General features: G+C 45.2%; 16 protein-coding genes. 10 read left to right on the forward strand and 6 right to left on the reverse strand.

Annotated elements, in window-relative coordinates; genetic code table 11:
• The first annotated feature begins 118 nt into the window (after window positions 1-118).
• Entirely contained in the window at window positions 119-1003 is an 885-nt protein-coding gene (locus FHS60_RS00725; RefSeq protein ID WP_183693655.1) for a DMT family transporter, read from the forward strand.
• Between the two features lie 227 nt (window positions 1004-1230).
• Here the strand turns inward: FHS60_RS00725 and FHS60_RS00730 are convergent, their stop codons facing one another.
• Both FHS60_RS00730 and FHS60_RS00735 read right to left on the reverse strand, forming a co-directional pair.
• Window positions 1231-2265: a tetratricopeptide repeat protein gene (locus FHS60_RS00730; RefSeq protein WP_183693658.1), complete on the reverse strand. Its 1035-nt coding sequence runs from the start codon at window positions 2263-2265 to the stop codon at window positions 1231-1233.
• A gap of 198 nt (window positions 2266-2463) precedes the next feature.
• The gene (locus FHS60_RS00735) at window positions 2464-3480 is read right to left on the reverse strand and encodes a DUF5030 domain-containing protein (RefSeq protein WP_183693661.1); all 1017 of its coding nucleotides are present in this window, start codon (window positions 3478-3480) and stop codon (window positions 2464-2466) included.
• Window positions 3481-4129: 649 nt separating this feature from the next.
• Here FHS60_RS00735 and FHS60_RS00740 point away from each other — a divergent pair.
• The 3 genes from FHS60_RS00740 (at window position 4130) to FHS60_RS00750 (ending at window position 9899) form a co-directional block, all read left to right on the forward strand.
• Window positions 4130-7201, forward strand: a complete 3072-nt coding sequence (locus FHS60_RS00740) for an outer membrane beta-barrel protein (RefSeq protein WP_183693664.1) — start codon at window positions 4130-4132, stop codon at window positions 7199-7201.
• Window positions 7202-7389: 188 nt separating this feature from the next.
• Window positions 7390-9237, forward strand: a complete 1848-nt coding sequence (locus tag FHS60_RS00745; RefSeq protein ID WP_183693667.1) for an LTA synthase family protein — start codon at window positions 7390-7392, stop codon at window positions 9235-9237.
• 5 nt (window positions 9238-9242) lie between these two features.
• Window positions 9243-9899, forward strand: coding sequence for a phosphatase PAP2 family protein (locus tag FHS60_RS00750; protein WP_183693670.1), 657 nt, complete (start codon window positions 9243-9245; stop codon window positions 9897-9899).
• Window positions 9900-10058: 159 nt separating this feature from the next.
• On the opposite strand, the gene tilS is transcribed toward FHS60_RS00750, so the two are convergent.
• From tilS to FHS60_RS00765, 3 genes are all read right to left on the reverse strand, one after another.
• Complete coding sequence (gene tilS / locus FHS60_RS00755) at window positions 10059-11381, reverse strand: tRNA lysidine(34) synthetase TilS (protein WP_183693673.1); 1323 nt, start codon at window positions 11379-11381, stop codon at window positions 10059-10061.
• A 33-nt stretch (window positions 11382-11414) separates the two neighbouring features.
• Window positions 11415-12191, reverse strand: coding sequence for a radical SAM protein (locus FHS60_RS00760; protein WP_183693676.1), 777 nt, complete (start codon window positions 12189-12191; stop codon window positions 11415-11417).
• 201 nt (window positions 12192-12392) lie between these two features.
• On the reverse strand, window positions 12393-13610 hold the full coding sequence (locus tag FHS60_RS00765) for a DUF3800 domain-containing protein (protein WP_183693679.1): 1218 nt from the start codon (window positions 13608-13610) through the stop codon (window positions 12393-12395).
• 517 nt (window positions 13611-14127) lie between these two features.
• On the opposite strand from FHS60_RS00765, the gene FHS60_RS00770 reads away from it, so the two are divergent.
• A complete protein-coding gene (locus FHS60_RS00770; protein WP_183693682.1) occupies window positions 14128-14502 on the forward strand; it encodes a transposase in 375 nt (124 codons plus the stop codon).
• Window positions 14503-14510: 8 nt separating this feature from the next.
• On the forward strand, window positions 14511-15395 hold the full coding sequence (locus FHS60_RS00775) for an IS3 family transposase (protein ID WP_183693687.1): 885 nt from the start codon (window positions 14511-14513) through the stop codon (window positions 15393-15395).
• Window positions 15396-15867: 472 nt separating this feature from the next.
• Here the strand turns inward: FHS60_RS00775 and FHS60_RS00780 are convergent, their stop codons facing one another.
• A complete protein-coding gene (locus tag FHS60_RS00780; RefSeq protein WP_183693689.1) occupies window positions 15868-17967 on the reverse strand; it encodes a VapE domain-containing protein in 2100 nt (699 codons plus the stop codon).
• Between the two features lie 431 nt (window positions 17968-18398).
• Here FHS60_RS00780 and nrfH point away from each other — a divergent pair, with 431 nt between their 5' ends.
• From nrfH to ccsA, 4 genes are all read left to right on the forward strand, one after another.
• The gene (gene nrfH / locus FHS60_RS00785) at window positions 18399-19007 is read left to right on the forward strand and encodes a cytochrome c nitrite reductase small subunit (RefSeq protein ID WP_420837962.1); all 609 of its coding nucleotides are present in this window, start codon (window positions 18399-18401) and stop codon (window positions 19005-19007) included.
• A gap of 40 nt (window positions 19008-19047) precedes the next feature.
• Entirely contained in the window at window positions 19048-20547 is a 1500-nt protein-coding gene (gene nrfA / locus FHS60_RS00790; RefSeq protein ID WP_183693691.1) for an ammonia-forming cytochrome c nitrite reductase, read from the forward strand.
• Between the two features lie 301 nt (window positions 20548-20848).
• Entirely contained in the window at window positions 20849-21970 is a 1122-nt protein-coding gene (locus tag FHS60_RS00795; protein ID WP_183693693.1) for a cytochrome c biogenesis ResB family protein, read from the forward strand.
• Window positions 21971-22015: 45 nt separating this feature from the next.
• Window positions 22016-22807 (forward strand): cytochrome c biogenesis protein CcsA, encoded by a 792-nt coding sequence (gene ccsA, locus FHS60_RS00800; protein WP_183693696.1) that lies wholly within the window; start codon window positions 22016-22018, stop codon window positions 22805-22807.
• Window positions 22808-22885 lie beyond the last annotated feature (78 nt).

Below are 22885 nucleotides of genomic sequence, written 5' to 3' on the forward strand. Positions count from 1 at the left end.
GATAAAATAGGACAATGCGAAAAGCGAACTGCCCACGCAGCAGCTCGTGTGTAGTCTTTAGATTTTTTTATTACTTTTGCTCCGAAAAAATTATATAACGCTTAACAAATAGCCCCTTATGATGCTATCGGAGAAAGGAAAAGCTTTCTTGCAATTGCATATGTCTGTCCTGCTGGCAGGTTTCACTGGATTGTTCGGTAGGTTGGTGTCGCTCGATGCTGCCCAGTTGTCGTGGTGGCGAATGATGCTAACCACACTCATCTTGGTCGTGTTCATCGGTTTTCCGCGCATCCCTCTCAAGCGCGCTTTTCAGTTGGCTGCTTGCGGTGGTTTGTTGGGCATCCACTGGGTGCTGTTCTACGCCAGTATTCAGTATGCCAATGTTTCCATTGGTGTGGTGTGCTACGCCCTTGTGGGCTTCTTCACCGCCATTGTCGAGCCGCTCGTTTTCCATAAGAAATTCTCTCCTCGTGAGCTTGTCTATTCTCTCATCACGGTTGCCGGTCTCCTTTGCATCTTCTCGCTTGACAGCCGCTACCGCTTGGGCATCGCCATAGGTAGTGTGGCCGCTTTCACGGCAGCAGTGGCCGCTATTTTTCTCAAGAAATACTCTCAAGAAGTGCGTTCGCGTGATGCGTTGGCTTATCAGATGATGGGCGGTTTCGTAGTGCTCACGTTGCTTGTTCCGCTCTATCTCGCGGCATTTACGGATGTGCCCACGCTCTTCGTGCTTCCGCAAACGGTGGATCTTATGTGGATTTTCGGCCTCTCCTTGTTCTGCACCGTTGCCCTTTATTTCTTGCAGATTGCCGCCCTCAAAACGCTTCCCGCTTTTACGGTGGAACTGAGCTACAACCTCGAACCCATCTACACCATTTGCATGGCGTTCATCTTCTTTGGTGAAGGGCGCGAACTGAACTTTTCGTTCTATTTGGGCATAGGCCTTGTGGTGCTTAGCGTGCTCCTCCAAACGCAGCGCGCTATGAAGAAGAAAGAGGCGTAAAAGAGCAGAGATTAATCTTCCTTCAACTTTCCGGTTTGAGATGCAACTAGTTGATAATAGAACCCTTCCTTTTCAATGAGACTTTCATGATTACTTATCTCTACTATTATATTCCCTACAAGAATCATGTTGATACAACTCACATCACGGGTCTTTATTCCAACATCTGTTACCTCTTCAAATCCCATTAAAAAGAAAAGGGTTTGAAGAGGTATTAAAAAGAATTCTTACTTGCTGATTATCTGCGAAAAGGCATCAATGCGTTCTCCTTCATCCTTCGTGAGATGGGGAATTTGTTTTTTTAATAGATTGACATGTGAGCGTAGTTGTTCTTTATCAGCCGTCAACTGATAGTTGATGAAGAGAAGTCGGATGTGAGTGTTCCAATCTCTTGGCTGGACGCTAAGATGTTCTTTACACAAGCGCTCTGCCTTTCGGAAAAAAAACTCTGCATTTTCCTTGTCACCAGTTTCTTTTGCTGCCAAAGCTCTAAAAGTTAAAAGGCGTATATCGGTAGGGTAGATAGATAGTCCCTTATTCAAATAAGTTATCATGTCAACCTTGTCCATTGCTATAGCTTGCAGCTCATAATATCCCGGGAGAAAATTAGGATGAGAACGGAGTAGTGAGCACAAAAGACGAGCGTATTTTGTGCTTTTCGCTTTAATTAAAGACATTTCATCAACAGGAGAATCATTATAATATCCTCGTAAAATATTGAAAAAACGCTTCCAGACCTTTATGGGATACTTGTTCAAGATTGTTTTTGTTGTCGTTGGCACAAGGACTCGCTCAGATGTGTCGACAGAGGAAGTGAGAATGCCATAACCATCATTTAACAAACGGACGTTGTAAGTTACAGGCTCTAATTCTCCTTTGCTTATCCAATTGTTCCAATCACTTGCATGACTTTGTTTGCTTGAAACATTGGCAGGCACATCAAGTATTTTCCGCGAATCAGGTTGTAGGGTCAATTGAAAAACACTGTCCGTAGAAAAAATCTTGTCCGTTTCTCCATGATAGAAATAAGCGATATATCCTTCTCTGGCTGTAACAAACTCGTCTGTAGTCATATTCAGCACACATTGTTTTTTGCCATTTTTTATTTGGAAGGACATCTCAAAATCTTCTGGAATGAGCTGTATCCAGGGGGTGGTGTCCAAGTTGCGCAACGAGAAAGACGCAGCATAGTCTACCTGCTGCCCTTTTCCTCCCACTGAAAGTAAAAAAAAGAGGGATAATAAGATCTTACTATATTTCATACATTTGGTATTATAAAGTTATTTCAACATGAATACATCCATTTTCATCTAGGACTTTGCAGCCTTTTTGTTTCAATGCATCTTTCAATTTGCTAATTTGAGATGCTGATAAATTCCGCTTGTTTATATCAAAAACATGTACCTTTTATTGTTTTATCTATTTATCACTTCATATTTCGAAAGAATCTAATATGTTCTCTATAATTCTATCCGGATTCTTTTGCGCACGGCTGCCTCGAGATAGTCCATAATTCGCCATGTTGTTCCTTTTTTTTGAATGTGATAGTAACGTCCAGAAAGAATCCTGCCGTCAGATACATAGAGGGGAGTTAGTGTCCATTTTGGTAAGTGGGTGAAGTAGTCAGTAAGCAGAGCCACATCTTTCTTATTATTGTCTGAAAGAGTTTCAGGTGTCAGAATATCTAGGCTGATATTTCCTGTAGATGAAACATAGGCAATCAGATTGTAATCAGCGGTGTCTGAAGATAATTTGTAATGCTGACCTTTAGCATTTAACTCTTCACTCATCACGCACGATTGAGCAAACAATCGCTTAATGTTCCAATATATCCCACCATCGAAAACAAAGGAGACATTATTCTTGAAAAGTGCATATTCGTTGGCCTTGGTAAAGTACGCACTTTTATATGTTTTAAAAGCCTGATATTTCCGTTGTCCTTTTACCACCTCAAAACAACCGAATTCGTTAGAGACTACAAAGCCAAAGTATGGAAGAGGATTTGTTATGAAGCAGAATTTACCATTGAGCCAAACAGCTGGAATTTTGGCTGTATCTGACTTTGTTTGTTCAGAGACAAGTCTCTTTGTATCTTCCTTCATTAACGAAGCATCTGATTTGGACATACAAAAATCATAAGGCTCTTCTTCCGTTCGTAGATGAAAGAACCAATCTGCATTGATATGCTTGTTTCCCGAAGGAAGACTCGTTGATGGAGTACTGACAAACATGACTGTCCCCAGAGGCCACCCAATAAGTTTCTCGCACGATTTATTTTTAGAATTCAACTCTTTATCAAGAGGTCGTATGGATTCCCAATGCGGAGCTGCATGGAAAAAGGACGCACGCATTTCATCCAGTGACACATATTGCAGCGAGGGAAGAGACAACAATAAGCCTTTATCTCCTCTCATACATTGTTGGGCATATGATGGGACACTCAATAAAACAGCTAAAATGAACAAGATGTTATGCATTTGTTAATATCTTTTTTTCTTTCGCTATTTGAATGGAAACTTCGATCCTTATTTTTTTCTGTAACCTCACCGTCCTCTGGTACACCTTCATAGGAAACGAACTCCCCTGTTGTAGATTCATATACGACAGCATGAGAAAAACCATAATTCCGTAGTTTGTCAAAGCAACTCGTGTCAGTATGAGACGGACCATAAGCATGTCCATTCTGGTAAAGATGGGTATGATACGTTGTATCGTAAAGATTCTTTTGTATTCCAAAGCAAATTCCTGGAGTTTCTAAAGTTGGAACTTCTACTAAGACATGTTTTACTAATTGTCCGATAAGTGTCTTATCTACTGTAGGTATAGATGACATAGCATGATAATAATTATTAGTATACTTTTATATGCTTTATCATAATTAGCGCTACAAAGATTCATAGAAAATTGTTCAACACCAAATGTTTCTTGTAAATTTTCAACAACTAAAACATCTCTTTTTTTGTTGGATAGATAGATTAGTTAGAGTTTTCTTTATTATGGTTTTTATAAAAATGGGAATCGCAATTAAACCTTTTTCTTCACCATTCGTCCTAAGAAAGTGACATCGCCCTTGAGGGGACTATGTCTGTATGATTGAAATAGGATTATTCACGAGAAAGTAAATGCATGAAACGCCTTCTTTTTTCATTGCTCGCTCTCATCGTCTCTCAAACGCTTTTGGCCCAAAAATATGTGATTACGGGTAGCGTGGAGGACGAGCGCAATATGAACAAACTTGAGTTTGCTTCGGCTACGCTGATGAAGCTTGACAGTACGAAAATCATTGGGACAATGACCGACAGCATCGGTGCATTCAAACTTCGTGTGGCACAACCTGGCGCGTATATTTTGCGCGTTAGCTTTGTGGGCTATTCGAAAGCCGACCGCATGGTAACGCTCACGGAGAACAACGATTCTATTGATTTAGGCATCATAGGTTTGGCAGGCGACAAGTACACCTTGCAGTCGGCCGTAGTCACTGGTACTGCCGCACGTATGCAGCAGGTGGGCGACACAACCATGTTCAACGCCTCGGCCTATCGCACGCCAACGGGTTCCACCCTCGAATCGCTCGTTAAGCAGTTGCCCGGCGTGGAAGTGAGCGACGACGGAACGATTAAGTGGAACGGAAAAACCGTCAAAAGCTTTCTCGTCAACGGTAAAGACTTCTTCAAGGGTGACACAAAGGTGGCGATGAAGAATCTGCCTACTGAGATGGTCAGTAAGCTGAAGGCGTATGACAAGAAAAGCGACTACACAGAGCAAACAGGTATCGACGATGGTGAAGAAACTACCGTGCTAGACATCATGACGAAGCGCGAGCTGAATGAGTCGTGGATTGTTAATGCCGATTTGGGGTGGGGTAATAAGGACCGTTATGCTGAGAAATTCTTTGCCACTCGCTTCTCCGACAACAGCCGTATTTCTCTTTTCGGTTCGCTCAACAATACTGGCGACCAAGGCTTCGGCGGACCGCGTGGCTTTGGCAGAAGTAACGGACTTACTTCAAGCAAAATATTCGGTCTGGACTTCGAATGGGAGAATGGTAAGAAAAAGCGCGAAGCAGGCCGTTTGGAACTGGGCGGAAACGTTCGCTACAGCCACACGGGCGTTGATCTTCTCGCTAAGACCAATTCGGAGATATTCCTCACGAGTGGCTCTTCTAGTAGCTTTGCGAACAGCCTCTCCAGAAGCTTCTCGTCCTCAACTTACGCTGGTGGAGAATTGAAGTTAGAGTGGAATCCCGACTCAATGACTTATGTAGATATCCGCCCCACGTTCTCGCATAGCGACAGCCATAACAGTGCTAAAAGCCGGAGTGCTACTTTCAAGAGCGACCCTTATGGTTTGAGCGGTTCGCCGCTGGATAGCATCTTTGCGACCAATCCTGCCGCTGCCCTCACCAGTATTGCCGTCAATCGTAGCGAACGGCTCTCGAAAGGTAGTAGCGTTAATAATTCTGTGGGTGGAAGCATGAACATCATTCGTCGCTTAGGAAGCAATGGTCGCAATGTGAGTTTCCGTGTCAACTATAATTACAGCAAGGGACACAGTAGTACCTATTCCATCTCGGATATACAATACTATAACGGCAAGGCCGCAAGCTTCCTCAATCAGTATAGTTGGACGCCCAATAAAAACTATAATTATGGTTTGCGCTTTGGCTATTCCGAACCGTTTGCTAAAAACTGGAACGCGCAGGTGCGTTATGAATACTCCTTCCGTTATCAGGATAGCGACCGCAGCCGTTATAATCTGAACGAGATCGACTCGCTCACATGGGGCAACCCGCTGGCTTATCCGCCGCTGGGAACACTGCCCACCGATGCTCAAGTTCTGCAGGCAGTGCGCGATGACTACAATTCACAGTATGCCACCTATCGTTATTTCAATAATAGTGTGAATCTGGGTGTGCGCTATAACAATAAAATCGTCCGTTTCGATGCTGGCGTAAGTTTCAATCCACAACGCACAAAATTGGCGTACGAACGCCCCGGACAGAACATCGACACCACCGTGGTGCGCAAGGTGTTCAACATCTCCCCGCAATTGCGCTTCCGCTACCAGTTCTCCAAGACCAATCAATTTGAGTTCAACTACCGAGGCTCTGCATCTCAACCTTCGATGACGAACCTGCTTGATGTGGTGGATGATAGCAATCCGTTGCTCATTACTATGGGTAATCCCGGCTTGAAGCCCTCGTGGGTAAATTGGTTGCAGGTTCAGTATCGTGGCTACAATCCAGAGCAGCAAGCAGGAATGTTCTTCGGCTTCGACTTCACGCAAACGTCTAATGCCATCTCCACGCGCGTTGTCTACAATGACGCCACGGGTGTGCGCTATTCTCGTCCCGAAAACATAGCAGGTATCTGGAGTATGGGAGCACATGGTATGTATAATTTCGGCTTTGGTAAAGACAAGGTTTGGACACTCTCTGCATTCACTAATTTCAACTTCAATCACGATGTAGGCTATGTGAGCCGCGTGAGTGGTGCGGGTCACACGCGCAGTCTTGTGGCGGCCTATTTGCAGACCACTGGCGTGCGTAGTCAGCACAACACTGCGTATTATAATAATGTGTTCAATTCTGCCAATGCGCAGAAAAATGTCAATAAGACCTTGAGCATGGGTGAGCACTTGCGGCTCAACTATCGCGCCTCCTTTTTTGATGCAGGTTTTATCGGTATGCTGAACTATCAGCACTCGCGCAACAGCATCCAAACGTCAAGCAATCTCAACACTTGGCAATTCAGCTATGGAGCAGAGGCCAATTTCAACGCACCTTGGGGAATGAGTCTCTCCACGGACATCCGTATGAGCAGTCGCCGTGGATATTCGGTAAGCTCCATGAATACAAATGAACTGCTTTGGAATGCTCAGCTCAGTCAGAGTTTTCTCAAGAAAAAGAATCTGACACTCAGCGTGCAATTCTATGACATCCTTCAGCAGCAAAGCAATATCAGCCGCGTGCTCAATGCTCAGCTGCGTAGCGACTCTTGGAACAATGCCATCAATTCTTATTTCATGGTACACCTTATATATAAGTTGAACATCTTCCCAGGTGGCAGTTCTTCAAAAGATGCTGATGCTAAGCGCGAAAGTGAGCGTAAAGAACGACCTGGCGGACGTCCCGGTCCCGGTGGACGTCCCGGTGGCGGTCCTGGCCCGGCTGTCCTGTCCCCCAGCGGTCGTTTTTAAGCCACACCAGTATAAATAGAATTTTCAATAAGATAAGGATGAGCTTTGCAGGCTCTGCTTTCTTTCTCTCTAAACGGGAAAGACGCTTTGCCGCAATGCTCGTCCTTATTGTGTTTTACCGAATTTTATAGTCTACTCTTTGCAGGAAATTGAATCTGTTGTTAACTTTGCTGAAAAATAAAGACGTAATGAAAACGAGGATAGGCCGATTTTTCGGTGTCTACTTTCTATGGGTCGTTTGTTTTGTTCTGCAAAAACCTTTCTTTCTCCTTGTGTATGGACAAAACGTGCAGCACCTCCGCGCAACAGATTGGTTGAGCATTATGTACCACGGACTCCCGCTTGATTTCAGTATGGCAGGGTATCTCTCCGTCATTCCTGCTTTGCTGCTACTCCCCACGCTCTGGCGAAAAGAGCAGTGGCCGCGGCGAACGTTGATGGCTTATTTTGGCTGTGTATCTACTATCGTAGGGATGGCTTTTATCTTGAATCTTGTGCTCTATGGCTATTGGGGATTCCCACTTGATTCAACGCCGTTGTTCTATTTCTTCTCGTCGCCGCAGGAGGCGGTGGCCAGTGTGAGCTTTGGATTCTTGCTCCTCGGCTTGTTGCTAATGGCTCTTTGCAGTGTCGCCATTTATGCCGTATTCTATTTCTTCTTGCTTCGCCCGAAGCGTTGGCCGCAGTTTGAGAGAATTCACAATAGAGCCTGGAAGAGCTTGGCTCTGTTTCTTCTCACAGCCGCTCTGTTTCTCCCTATCCGCGGTGGGATAACAACGTCGACGATGAACGTAGGAAAAGTTTTCTACAGTGGCGACCCTGTTCTCAATCATGCCGCTGTGAATCCGCTTTTTAGTTTGATGGAATCACTGGTAGGACAAGAGGATTTCGGGAAACAATACCGCTTCATGGACGATCGTGAGGCAACGCGCCTCTTCCGCTCTATGCAAGAGCCGCCCGAAGCGGATATGGCACTTTCCGACTCCCTGCTAACTATGCAACGCCCCAATGTGATGATCATTGTGATGGAGAGTTTCTCCAACCACCTCATGAAGGAAACGGGCGGACTGCCTAATGTGGCGGTCAATCTTGATTCGATAGCCCGAACGGGAGTTCTCTTTACGAATTTCTACGCCAATAGCTTCCGCACCGACCGCGGACTGGTTAGCATCTTGAGCGGCTATCCAGCTCAACCTACGATGAGCATCATGAAGTATCCCAGCAAAACGGCGCATCTCCCATCCATCTGTGGCGCTCTTCTGAAAGTGGGTTATCGTCCTAAATACTACTATGGCGGTGATGCAGATTTCACCAAAATGCGCTCTTATCTCGTGGCGCAAGGTTTTACGGATATTGTCTCCGACCAAGATTTCCCCGTGGGCGACCGTCTCTCGAAATGGGGCGTCCATGACCATTTGCTTTTCCGCAAGGTGTGGGAAGAACTCCGCAGCGAAAATCCACAGAAAGAGCCTTTCTTCCGTGTGGTACAAACGAGCAGTAGCCACGAACCTTTCGATGTGCCGTACCACCGCCTAAGCGACGAGCGCCTCAACGCCTTTGCCTACACTGACAGTGTTATCGGAGATTTTCTTCGCAACTTCCGAACGTTGCCCGCATGGAAGAATACGCTCGTTATCCTTGTTCCCGACCATCTCGGGTGCTATCCCCCTCATATTAGCAATTTTGACATCAACCGCTATCGTATTCCGCTCATCCTGACAGGAGGAGCTGTTCGAGAACCGAAGCGCATAGATATTATTGGAGGTCAGCAGGATATCGCCGCCACGCTCTTGGCGCAGTTGGGCTTGTCGCACAAAGAGTTCGCCTTCAGTAAGAATCTCTTCAATCCGCATGCTCCGCATTTCGCTTTCTTTGCTGTGCCCGATGCTTTCGGCCTCGTCACCACCGATAACCAACTTATCTACGACAACCAAGCTCACCGCGTGATGCTCGACACTGGGCGGAGCAAAGGGCAGAACTTGCAGCCGGCAAAAGCTTTTCTGCAAAAACTCTACGATGATATTGCTAAACGCTAACAAAGATGCTTGATTTCTTTACAGATCTGGACACACAGTTGATGCTCTTTCTCAACGGATGGCACACTCCGTATTGGGACAATTTTATGTGGCTCTATTCCTCACGGTGGATATGGCTACCTTTCTACGCAGCTTTTGTCTTCGTGATTTTACGCAATTTCAAGTGGCGCGTTTCGGCTCTAATCTTTGTGGCTATATTTCTGACGATATTTTTCGCCGATCAAATTACGGCTACGCTGCTGCGTCCCATCTTTCATCGCTTGCGCCCATGCAATCTGGATAATCCCTTGTCGCAGTTCATTCATGTAGTGGCAAATGATCGGGGTGGGGCTTACGGTTTCCCCTCTGCCCACGCCGCCAATGCTTTCGGCTTTGCGTTTTTCATTCACTATTTGTTTCGCCGAAGTTCGCTCTCGCTGCTCCTCTTTGCGTGGGCACTGATGATGTGCTATACGCGCATCTATCTGGGTCGACACTATCCTGGCGACCTCCTGGCAGGCGCGATGGTGGGCTTTGTTAGTGCGAGTTTGTCTTATTGTATGTTTCGTTACGTTGCAGGAAGTCAAAAACATAAGAAGCTGCATAGGCAATTTATCCCTCCTTATTTCTTACTACTCACGCTTCTCACTTTTTTCATCCTTTCCTTTTTCTATCCCTATTAGGAACTATGGAGAACTAAAAAAGAGAAATAGAATGGTTCCTATTTCCTTTGATGAGATTTAGAGGAAGTCATAGATTTTGTAGCGTGTGTGATTTTCTTTTCATATCCGTTTTACACAAATAAGTGCAGAAAAGTGTAGTAAATTCACACTTTTCTGCACTTATTTGTGTAAAAGGACGAGTTTTAAGCAGCGGGAGGTGGTTTTCGATATGGCCGCGCGGCGGTCGATGCGTTCGCCAACAAGCCAGAGAGGACCGGTGGCATCGCAGACGATGAGGGCTGCGCGTTTGTGTATGCGCGAATAGTGACGGTCGGTGAGGTAATCGCTCACAAGTTTACTTCCGTTCATACCGTATGGGTGGAAACGGTCGCCAGGTTCGAGACTGCGGATGAACAACTCCCCTTGGATTTTATCGGCATCAAGGGTGGCAATTTCTGGAACTCTGCTAATCTCTACTGTTGCGCATTTTTCTACGGACAAAGTGCGCCCAGCAGGTAATGCTGTTTTGCCCTCGCAGAGTGGAGTAGAGGGGACAGCTTCGATGATGGGCGAAAGCATGAGCCGTCCCCGATGGAGAGTGGCCCACCCTGTGGCGCTCGTGAAGAAAACGCCCGATTCGCCTGGTAGCGTGGAGAAAATGTCGGAAATGTGGGAAGAACTGAAGCCGTATTCCTTCATAAGGAGGAAAAGATATGTTTGCGGTGCGGGGGATTCTAACAAGGGGGCAACTCCAACGGAGATGCCAAACTGCTCTTCCCGCACGTTCTCTTTTCGGAACTTTTCAAACTGTTCTCTCATGATGTTGTCGGCTTCGGCTATACGCTGCATGGTTTCCGCGAGGGTGCGGTCGAGCGATGGATTCATCTGGCGCAACAAAGGGAGTATCTCTTGTCGCAATTTGTTGCGCTTATAATAGGTGTCCGCATTTGTGCTATCAACAACAAATGCTTCGCCTTTTTCTTTCAAGTAAGTCTCAATCTCTTGTCGAGTCACGCCGAGGAGCGGCCGGATAACATCCGTTGTGCGAACGGACATTCCCGTCAGTCCTTGCAAACCAGCACCGCGTAGGAGGTTGAGGAAGAGTGTTTCGGTGTTGTCTTCTTGATGATGGGCAACAGCCACAAAGCGGATGTCGCGCTCACGGAGCAATTTTCGGAACCATGTGTAGCGCAAATCCCGCGCCGCCATTTCGATACTCACTTTTTGCGCTTTCGCCACCGCCTTTGTGTCGAAATCGGTGCGATGGAGAGGTACATCTAATTGCTTACAGAGTTGCTCCACAAAGGAGACATCGCGGTCGGCTTCTTCATCGCGCAAATGAAAATGACAATGAGCCGCCTCCACACGATAGCCCAAGTCGCGCAACGCCAGCAGAAGAGCAACAGAGTCTGCCCCGCCACTGAGGGCAACCAAAATGCGCTCGCCATCATGAAGCAGATGATGGCGAACAATGAGCTGGTGGATGTTGTCTGTAAACTTCAATGTCTTGTCGTATCAGTTGTGGGCGAAAGATTCTCAATAGGAAGCTGTGGCAGGAATCCCCTCTTTCTCAATCATGGCCACGATGCGATCCAATTCCTCATGGGTAGCTTTCTGTAAGTTGTGGTTGGGCGTTTCGCGGTCGATGGTGTAAATCATCACCTGCTGCGGCTTGATTTCTTTGACTGCTTCCAGCCATGGCAACACGTATTCATCGCCCGTATTGTCCACATTCTTCCCTTCCACTGTTCCTTTCATGAACATCGTCTGCACAATGACGTGTCCATTAAAAGCCTTGAGCGATTCGATTACCTTTTCAACATTGTAAGGATACAAAGGACGATCGACGAGTTGTATATACTCCAGGTTGATCGTATCGAGTTTGAGGATATTGTTATCCACGAGCATGAGTGCTTTGTGGATGTTGGGACGAGCTGCCAAAGAGGTATTACTCAGCACACTCACTTTTGCTTTCGGACAAAAGCGGTTGCGCAGCGCGATGGTATCCTCTATGATACCCAAAAAGTCGGGGTGGGTGGTAGGTTCGCCGTTACCAGCAAAGGTCAGCACATCGGGCACTTGTCCTTCCGCCTGCATCTGCTCCAAACGCTCTTCGAGCGCACGCTGCACTTCCTGCCGTGTGGGGCGTTGGGACTGTGCAACGCGATCCTTGTTGAAGCCACATTCGCAGTAGACACAATCGAACGTGCAAACTTTTCCATCGTGCGGCATCAAATTGATGCCCAAAGAAATTCCCATCCTTCGGCTATGGACAGGACCATATATTGGTGCAGGAAAAATTATTGTCGACATAATCTGTAAGTTATCCCGCGAAGTTACTGTAAACGTCCGAATTTTCCAAACTCTCCTCTTGTTTCTTATGCGGAGGCAGGATTATTGTTCTTTTATGTATTTCCTGTCCTTTTTCAAAATGTCATGTAAAATAGGCATTATTATTTGAGACTGTGTTTTTTTTACTTATTTTAGCTCATCTTTGGGAAAAGAGTCTTTGATTTAAAGATCTGGTTTGTGAATGATGTTTCTATATACTGATGTTAATTTTTTTAAAGCTTTAAAGTTAGTCTTGTCTAAATAATCTATTTTGCTTCCTTCTGCCATTTTTAGAGATTCATTACATAAATTTAAGCGATGAATCATTGGGATAACAACACTATTGACATGATGATAATAATTACATATTTCTTTTTCTGAAGAAGGGAGTTTATATCCCTTTGTAGAACTTGAAATAATTACATCATTATCTCGTAATTTTCCTATCACCTTATTCCTAAAAACTTGTTCTGAGATTTTTGGGAAATTATTTAATTCCATTGCCCTCATTAGCTCTTTTGTTTGAATATATTTTCTGTAAGAGTTGTATTGATATCGGAATAGGAGATAGTTCAAAACAAAAACTTGGCGTTTAATATCTTCATTATTGGAATTTATGTTTCTATTACAGAAGTCAATAGCTTTTCTATATACTATTTGTACTATATTTCTATCATAGTCTGGTGATCCCTCTGCATGTTCAAAGAGGCTCTTGTCATAGCTTTGAGGGAAGAATCTTATTTTTGCTATTTTTGTGTTTATTATATTAAGAAAATGAATATTGTTGGGAACCTTCTTTTTTTTCTCATCATCATATATATATGATAAGGTTCCAGCTATTAAATCTGCTAATTGGATAGCATTAGTTGTTTTACTATTAACAACCTTGAAAAATTCTTTGTCAAAAAGTGTTATAGGTTTTCTGTTTGAATTTACGTAGTTCGTAAATTCTCGTACATACTCATTATTTCCAATTTCATCTGTGATTATATTTAAAGATGGGTAAGTAGAGCGTAGTTCTTCATACACTTTTTCATTGAGAAACTTATAGAAGGTTGCTTTACTTTTGGTTATTCCATGATCTGTAAAAATTGCTCGTTTATCAGCAATAAAAGCGAAAAAACTAAAGGGTAAATCTTTTATTTTATCTAAAATTTTAGCTCTACGTTTATGATTCCCTTTTATGTTATTAGACTTGATTTCAGAGTTATTAAAATCTTTATTTCTAATATCTTGTAGTTTCTTGTCTATTAATTCTATATCTGAACTTTTTACAATTATAGCAACAATAATGAAAAGTGGAGAATCTTGATTGTATTGTTTAAAACCATATCCACCACATTCATCAAGATAGGCATAAATATCATTATTTCCATTAAAAATATTCTCTGTTTCAGTCATATGATTATTAAGAATTTGTTTATTACTATACAAAGGTATAATGTTTTCTTAAGAATATCAAGTTATATGTTTGAGGATATATAGAGTTTGGAATGAAGATCATAAACTTCTATGATATGTGAATAAAGAATTGGGCTATTTTATTTCATAATATATCTTGCTTTTTATTTTTAGTTGTATCTTTTCTGCTTTAGGAGATAAAGAAGTAGTTGAGAAAGTCTTTGTGGCTGCTGTGCGACATCGCCGGTGTCGGAGAGTAGCGAGAGCACTCTATCCACGGGTTCGCCCTTCGGGTATCACTCGCAGTTACGCATGGTGTGTTCCCGCTGGGGGATAGTGGGAGAATGTTGTGGGTATGTCTCGCTGGAAACTTTCCTTATTGCGCTGGTTGATGCAATAAGGGAGTGAGCTGAGAGCCTTATTGCGTTGGAGAATACAATAAGGAGAAAAAGAGAAACTACTGAAGAGAGTGTCCTGTACTAAATAAGTTGACAGTTCATAAACTCAAAAAAAGATTATGTCAAGATTAAAGTACAGCGAAACAGAGAAAGTCCTGTTGTTGCGTTCTTACCTGCAAAGCGGTATGGACGCTAAAAATTTTTCACGTAGTCGTGGAGTTCCTTATACCACCTTCCGCTATATTTGCAAGCAATATGGCACTCCTGATCTCTCCACAATCGAACGACTTATGAAAGAAACAAAAATCCCGAATACTGTCGATGAACTCCAGTCTCAACTCTCTAAAGAGCGCAAAGCCTATGAGGCAGAGATTAAGCGCCTTAAGAAGGCTCTTTCTGAATCCGAATTGCGATGTTTGGCCAACTCCACCATGATAGATTTAGCGGAGAAAATGTTTAATATCCCCATCCGAAAAAAACGCGATGCCAAGTAATCTATACTTTGTCTCAGAGCCAGGAAGAGGATACGTCCGCGCGGCGTAATGTCTCCTTTCTCTGCGATTATCTTGGCATAAGCAGACAAGGTTATTACAAGTATATAAATCAAGAAAAAGAAGAGGAAATCCTAGGAACGAGTATCGTCCTATATGCCACAGAGCTACGCAAGGACCTCCCCAAAGCAGGCATGCGCGAACTCTACGAACTGTGTCGTCGCAAGTTCCAATCTAAGTTCTCCATTGGTCGCGACCAATGCTACAATCTCTTCCGTTCCAACGGCCTGTGTCAGCGCTACCGCAAACGTCCTCGGACAACCTTTTCAAATCATAATTATTTCATTTTCGATGACTTACTTAATACAACCCCAAAACTCAAGCCCACCCATTTCGGTCAACTCTGTGTTGCCGACATCACCTATGTTGCCACTCAACAAGGTTGGGCCTACCTCTCACTGGTAACAGATGCCGCCTCAAGAGTCATAGTAGGTTGGCAGCTCCATCCCACCTTATCCAAAGACGGCCCCATAGAAGCCATGAAGAAAGCTATCGACTTCTATAGAGTCAACCATGTCAACCCAGCAGGGCTCATCCACCACTCCGACCGAGGCACTCAATATTGCTGCAATGAATACATTGCGCTATTGAAAGACCTCGGAATAAGAGCCAGTATGACTCAAACAGGCGACCCTCTACACAATGCCCTAGCAGAGAGAATCAACAACACCGTAAAGAACGGATGGCTCTTTGAAACAGAAGAAAAGAGCTTCGAGGAAGTAAAGCAACTCGTGCAAAAAGCCGTTGATATATACAATCGAGTACGCCCCCATCAAAGTTTAGAAATGAGGACACCTCTCGAAGAAATGAAACGCTTATTAGAACAAGCAGCATAGCACAATGTCTCTCGGGGGCTACTCGCCCCCTGCCGACAGCACCCCCTCGGTGTTTTTCATACCTCTAGCAGCCATCGCAAATAAAATAGAAAGCCAAATAAATTAAAAATCCTTATCTTTACCACCATAAGGCAAGTGTCAACCTAAAACAGATTTAGGAATAACAATGACAACCTCCCATAAAACTTCAGGAGCTGTCAACCAAAAGATATTTTAACAAACAGAACTGTCAACCTTTTTCAGTACAGAGCAGAGTGTCACTCTTCAGTAGTTTTAATTTTTTGTTGTCACGTCGTCACGTTGTCACACTTTGTTTTTATGTGATTGATTATCAGTGTTGTGAAGCATATATTGAAGTGTGACAACAAAATACTGGATGAAATTTGTTGTCACACTTGAAAAATGCTTTTAATATGCTGAAAATAAGGTGAATATCTGCTAGGCGTGACAACGTGACGACGTGACAACGAAATTATGAAACCTCTGGAGAGCCTTCAACTACATAGTATAAACGTGATGTGCGCGTGCGGCGATTTTCCAACTTCATTTTTTGCAAATATCGTCCAAAGTTATTTATCTGCCCCATCGGTATTGCTATGCGGGAATACTTCTGGAGGCGTTCGATGATGTGGGTAGGGGTGAGCCATTCGCCAGTTTCGGAGGGAGTGGGCTGGCGAAAATAGGCTTGGAAGAGTTGGACCACATAGGGGAGTTGCTCGAACGATTGGTTTTGCTCTTGCACGTAGGTTTCTTCCGAAGTGTCGAGCCAGTAGCGTTCGCGGTGATAGAGCGCATGGAGAAGTTCGGCATAGAGTTGCTCGTAGTGGATGGGAGTTTCTACATCGATGGGCGCGGTGATGTTCACACAGATGAAGCGGCGACTACCTGTTGGGTCGGTCAAGAGGTCAGTGCGGTTACTCGTGCCGATGAACGAAGCATAGCGTGGGAGAGTGACGGCTGTGGTGGCATAAGGACGGCGCACACTGATGGAGGGAGCTTGCAGCAAGTATTTGATATGAGCTTGCTGCGACTCGCGATATTGGTCGAACTCATCGATGTTGATGAGCAAGTAGCGGTTGAGGGCGAGGGCAGCATCGCGTCGGCTAGTGAGATCAAGACTGTCGGTGTAAGCTATGCGCAGTTCGGGCGGGAGGAGCTGATTGCAGAATGTGGATTTATGACAGCCCTGTGGGCCTACGAGCAGTGGAGAAATCTGGTTGCCGTGGCGTTCGTCGAAATGAAGCCAATGAGCCACCATGCCGAGCAGCCAGCGACGGAAGAGTTGCGACCAACGTGGATTGTTGCACGGAATGCGTTGTGCTAGTTGGGCGATGCGCTCTTTTCCGTCCCATTGCGGCAAATGGTCGAAGTAGTGCTGCACAGAATTGAAATGCAGTGGGCGAGCACGGAGGTAACGCGTCATGTCGGGCGAGAGGAGATTGATTCCCTCTTTCTGTGCCTCCAGTTCCATAGTGCTTTGCACGTGTTCGTCAACGGGACAGAAATGGGGTTGCGAAGAATGGCGACAGCGATACTCAAGTTGCCCCAACAAGGTGTTGAAGCGCACTTCGTAGCGTCGTTGCATAAATTCTTCGAGGCGAAGAGCTATCTCCTGCAAGCGATTCAGCCCAATAGTATTTGCCGGGGTGCACGAACGATCGTAGACATTATGGAGCACACAGCGCACATAGTCCGGTTCGAGGCGATGGAAGAAACACTGCGCTTGATGGATGGTTTCCTCCTCCGCAAGGCCATCAGCGCAGCAAGCCTCGCCCAGAAGCGGAAGCAGCTGCTCGTCGGAGAGGTGATCTGCCTGTTTGCGCAAGAGTTCGTTGAGGAGCAAATGGAAGCGACGTTGCGCCATGAGTGTAGAGAGTTGGGCGGTTGCTGGGCGCTTGCTATCGGGCGTCTCCGTGAGTGGTTGGGGCATCTGATGAGGCTGCTGGAGAATAAACGGCACGGCATCGGTACGGAAAAAGGCCGCAGCATCGGCAGAAAGGAGAAAACGCTGCTGAGAGAGAGCCGCATTGCGGAGAGAAAGGCGACCGCTGCAATGCTCCACGAGCGGTGCATAAACGCGTACGCCCCACTGCCATGCGTGGGCATGGAAGCTTTGGATATCGTTAGGAACTTGCGGTAAGTCTCCATTGGGCAATGTAGCACGCATAAGAATCTTCACACTGTGTGCATCAATGCCTAAGAAGGCGGCGAGCGTTTGCGGCTGTTGGCTAACCGCCTCCCGCACTTTTTCGGCTTTTTCGGTAGACGCAAGGGGGAGTGTTTCGAGAACTATAATACCATTGTAGTGTTTCCTACTAATCAGTCCGTCGCGATTGCGCGAGAATAGAAAAGCGGGGTGTACGAAAGCGGCACAGCCTAAGTCGAGTTGAGCGACATCGGCACCATCACTGCTGCTGAAAGCTGAGGGTTGGAGAAGATAGCGTTCGCGATAAGCCGCAATGTGTTGCGCCTTTGCTGGTTGCTGAATGCGTTGTGCGAATTGGTTGAAGTCCATTTTGGACACGCATTGTCGGCCTGTCTCGTCGACAGTTCGGAGAATTGAAAAATACATGATAATTTATTTAGGTTAGTAAAGATCCTGCACCTAGCGCAGGAGAATATGCAGCGAGAAGCGTCAAGTAACGCTCCTTTAGCTTTTATAAATTGTCGTCTTCATGGGTTTGGTGCTACGAAGATAAGGATTTCTGTTAGGAAAATGAAATCTTAGGGTGCTTTGCTTTGAGTGAAACGAGAGAGACTGAGGGGGGGCTCCAAACAAAAGTTAGCGGAGTTGCCGTTTATGTTATTGTATGAAGCGGAGATAAAAAACTTTAAATGTCTTGCGGGAGTATGGATGAAATACTATTTCATCCCGTAAAAAGTTATAAAAACTTAAAAATGGTCTCCTAATTAATGAGGATGTATAAAAAAGCTCCTTTTTCTTTTGCAGGATTAAAAATGTAAACTGAACTTTGCAAAAGGAACAACTATTAAGACTCTTATATGGGATTATTTTGTAAGATGAAAGCCCTGTGGAACGATTTCAAGAGTCGTCTTTCACGTGCAGAGAAAGTAGGTTTGATTCTACTTGTCGGCTGCATAGCAGGACTTGGAAGCCTGTTTTTATATACTCTCCGCTTTACAACGTATTTGGGGGATGACCCAGCAGCGTGCATGAACTGTCATGTGATGACACCTTATTATGCTACATGGGCACATAGTTCGCATGCTCATACTGCAACGTGTAACGATTGTCATGTTCCGCACAGCAGTGTGTTTGCAAAGTACTATTTCAAAGCGAAAGATGGTATTGGACACGTGGCTGCCTTTGTGACCAAAAGCGAGAAAGATGTTATCATGCTCAAAGAAGCGAGTGCGGAAGTGATAATGGATAACTGTATACGTTGTCATACCCAGTTGAACACCGAACTGGTGAATACGGGGCGTATCGACTACATGATGGCGCAGCGTAACGAGGGGAAAGCTTGTTGGGATTGCCACCGCGAAACACCGCATGGACGGGTGGGGCTTTCGAGCACTCCCAATGCTATTGTTCCTTATCCGCCTGCAACAGCTCCGCAATGGCTTCATAAAACCGTTGGCGGACGGTAATATTTTTTTCTATTTGTAAAAACTAAAAAATCATATTATTATGTCAGAACAACAGCGAAAACTCAAAACATGGCAAGGCTGGGCTCTCTTTGGTGGTGCCATGCTCATTGTCTTCTGTCTGGGACTTCTGGCAGCGTCGCTGATGGAGCGTCGCGCCGAAGTGGCAAGTATTTTTAACAACCGCCGATTCCCGATGAAGGACAGTATTGTTTCTCTCAACGATTCTTTTGCAGTTGATTTTCCGCGTGAGTATGAAACGTGGAAGATGACAGCAGATACTACGTTTGAAAGTGAGTTTAATGGGAGTCAACGAAAGGATGTCTTGGCTCAGCGCCCCAATATGGTGATTCTTTGGGCGGGATACGCTTTCTCTTGGGAGTATAATTCTCCGCGCGGTCATTCGCACGCTATTGAGGATATGCGCGAGATTTTGCGCACTGGTGCTCCGATGATACCTGGTGATAAGGGGGAGAAACAACCCGGAACGTGTTGGACATGTAAGGGACCAGATGTTCCTCGCTTGATGCGTGAAATGGGGGTGGCAAACTTCTATAAAGCACCATGGTCGGCACATGGTAGTCAGATGATGAATTCTATCGGTTGCTCCGATTGTCACGACCCTGTCACGATGAATCTTTGTGTGAGTCGTCCTGCTTTGAAGGAGGCATGGGCACGCACTCACAACGGCGAAGATGTCAACACGCGTCCACATCAAGAAATGCGTTCGCTTGTTTGTGCACAATGTCATGAAGAATACTATTTCCAGAAGGGTACGAGTTATCTTGTTTTTCCGATGGATGAGGGAAACAGCGTCGAAGATATAGAACGCTATTTTGATAAGATTAAGTTTACAGATTATACGCACGCTTTGAGTCGCGCTCCGATTCTGAAAGCGCAGCATCCGGGCTATACGCTTTTTATGCAAGGTACGCATGGTAAGCGTGGTTTGTCCTGTGCTGACTGCCATATGCCTTATAAGGCAGAAGGTGGCGTTAAGTTCTCGGATCATCAGATTACAAGTCCGTTGGCTAATATAGACCGCACTTGTCAGGTATGTCATCGCGAGAGTGCTGAGAAATTGAAAGGCTATGTCTACGAGCATCAGCGTAAAGTTAATGAGATTCGTGACCGCGTTGAAGCAGAGTTGGCTAAAGCACACATTGAAGCGAAGTTTGCTTGGGATAAGGGTGCTACGGAAAATGAAATGAAAGAAACTCTGCAAGATCTTCGTTCTGGTCAGTGGCGTTGGGACTACGCAGTGGCTTCCCATGGTGCTTCATTCCACGCAACGGATGAAGTGATGCGCATTCTTGCTTCGGCTCTCGACTTTGCTCACAAAGCTCGCTTCTCTATCTCAAAAGTTTTGGCGAAGCACGGTTTCACGGGTGAAGTTCCAATGCCAGACATCAGTACGAAAGCCAAGGCGCAGGAGTACATCGGCTTGGATATGGCCAAGATGAATGGCGACAAGAAGAAGTTCCTCACTACCGTTGTTCCTAAATGGATTCAGGAAGCAAAGGCGAAGGGAAGAATTCACTAAAAGAATGTGATAATTAGGAAATGTGCTAATGTGAGAAAATGTGCTAATGTGCTAATGAGACAATGTGCTAATGTGGGTTACACCGTGTGTCCCGTTAGATCATTAGCATATTAGCACATTCAAGCCACATTAGCACATTCAAGCGACCTTGTCGCCCCGCATTAGCACATTTACTAAATTAGCACATTAAAATATCGTGTGGATAAAACCTTGGAAAATTAAAGAAGCTCTATTTATTGGAGGCGGGCTTGTTTTAACGGGACTATTGCTACAGTTTACAATAGGTCCGATTAAATGGGATTTGTTTGCATTTCCCGTCAATCTTATCTTTTTAGTATTTTGGGTATTACTCATTCTGGGTAGCTGGCTTTTAAGAAACCGCTTCTACGTGCTGCGTTGGATGAGTAGTAGCCAAGCGGCTGTGGGAGCAATCGTTTGGGTTGCACTGCTCACGCTTATTATGGGATTAACGAAGCAAGTAGGGCTCGAAGCTTTCTCTTCTGACCCTTTGGGAATCACTAAGATGTTGAGCCATTGGGCGTTTGTTCTCGTATATATGTGGATGACTTACATACTTGGACTTGTTATTCTTCGACAAATCAGCCATTTCACTTGGCGAGGAGTCCCCTTTCTTGTGTCACATTTCGGACTCTTCCTTGTCCTCACTTGTGGGACACTCGGAAGTGCGGATATGCAACGCCTGCGATTGGGAGCGGAGTTGGAAGCAGAAGTTCCCGAATGGCGTGGGCTCGATGATAAGAATAACGTTCATGAGCTCGACTTTGCGGTGCAACTCAATAGTTTTATCATGGACACATATCCGCCGAAGCTCATCGTTATCGATAGTAAAAGCGGAGATGCACTTCCGCGTGGAAAGTCCGATGTGCTGAGTCTCGAAGATAGTCTTGCTCACGGCCGTTTGAATGGTTGGGAGATACATGTTAAGCAGTATTTGCCTTTTGCAGCTCTTGTACCCGAAGGGAGTAAACTGAAAGCTGTTGCTTGGGGCTCAGCCGGTGCAATTCCTGCAGCTATGGTGGAAGTCATCAATCCTACTACCCATCATCGCATTAGTGGTTGGGTGAGTTGTGGCAGTTTCTATTTCCCCATGCAAGTGCTCCCGCTCGATGCGAAAACCGCTGTTGCTATGCCGCAACTTGAACCGCGCCGCTTTGCTTCGGATGTAACGGTTTACACGAAAGATGGGCGTAAACTCCGCGATACGATAGATGTTAATAAGCCACTCAGCGTCAGCGGATGGAAGATATATCAACTCGATTACGACCACGATCGCGGGCGATGGAGTCGGTATTCTGTCTTCGAACTCGTTCGTGATCCCTGGCTTCCTTATGTTTATGTGGGTATAGCCCTCCTTCTCCTTGGTGCGATTCTCATGTTTGTTATGGGGAGTAGGCGCAAATAATAATTAGCACATTAGCACATTTCTTAATTAGCACATTAAAACACCGTGTCCTGGTCATCATTTATATGTTTCGCTATTCCCGCCATACTTTTCTGGGCGGCAGGTGCGCTTTTCGCATGGAAAGAAAAGCGTCCTTTGTTGGTTTACAGCTTTACGACTATTGGCCTTATTATCTTCTTTAGTTTCATCACTCTCATGTGGTTTTCGTTGGAGCGTCCACCGCTTCGCACCATGGGAGAAACGCGTCTTTGGTATAGTTTCTTTCTCCCATTGGCAGGTTTCATCGTGTATAGTCGTTGGAAGTATAAGTGGATTTTAGCTTTCAGTACATTGCTCTCCACTGTCTTTGTCTGTATCAATCTCTTCAAACCAGAAATCCACAACAAGACGTTGATGCCTGCTCTGCAAAGTCCGTGGTTTGCCCCTCACGTAATCATCTACATGTTTGCCTACGCCCTTCTTGGAGCAGCTGCTTTGATGAGTATCTATTTGCTTTTCTTCAAGCGTTCTGCTGTAGAGGAAAAAGAGATAGAACTCACCGATAATCTCTCCTATATTGGCTTAGCCTTTATGACTATCGGTATGCTTTTTGGCGCTTTGTGGGCAAAAGAAGCATGGGGACATTATTGGAGTTGGGACCCCAAAGAAACTTGGGCGGCTATCACATGGTTTAGCTACCTCATCTATATTCATTTTCGCCGGTCCAATCCTCGCCATCTGCGCACATCTTTTGTTATGCTGCTTGTCAGTTTCATATTCCTCCAAGTGTGTTGGTGGGGGATCAACTATTTGCCGAGTGCTCAAGGCAGTAGTATTCACACATATAGCATGGATTGAAAAAGGTTTGGGAACAAGCAGAAGAGCTTGTTTTCTATATTGTCCACAATAAAAAAAGAGACCATCTTCGAAAGGATG

Origin of the sequence: Alloprevotella rava (assembly GCF_014195585.1) — a bacterium.
Classification (GTDB): domain Bacteria; phylum Bacteroidota; class Bacteroidia; order Bacteroidales; family Bacteroidaceae; genus Alloprevotella; species Alloprevotella rava.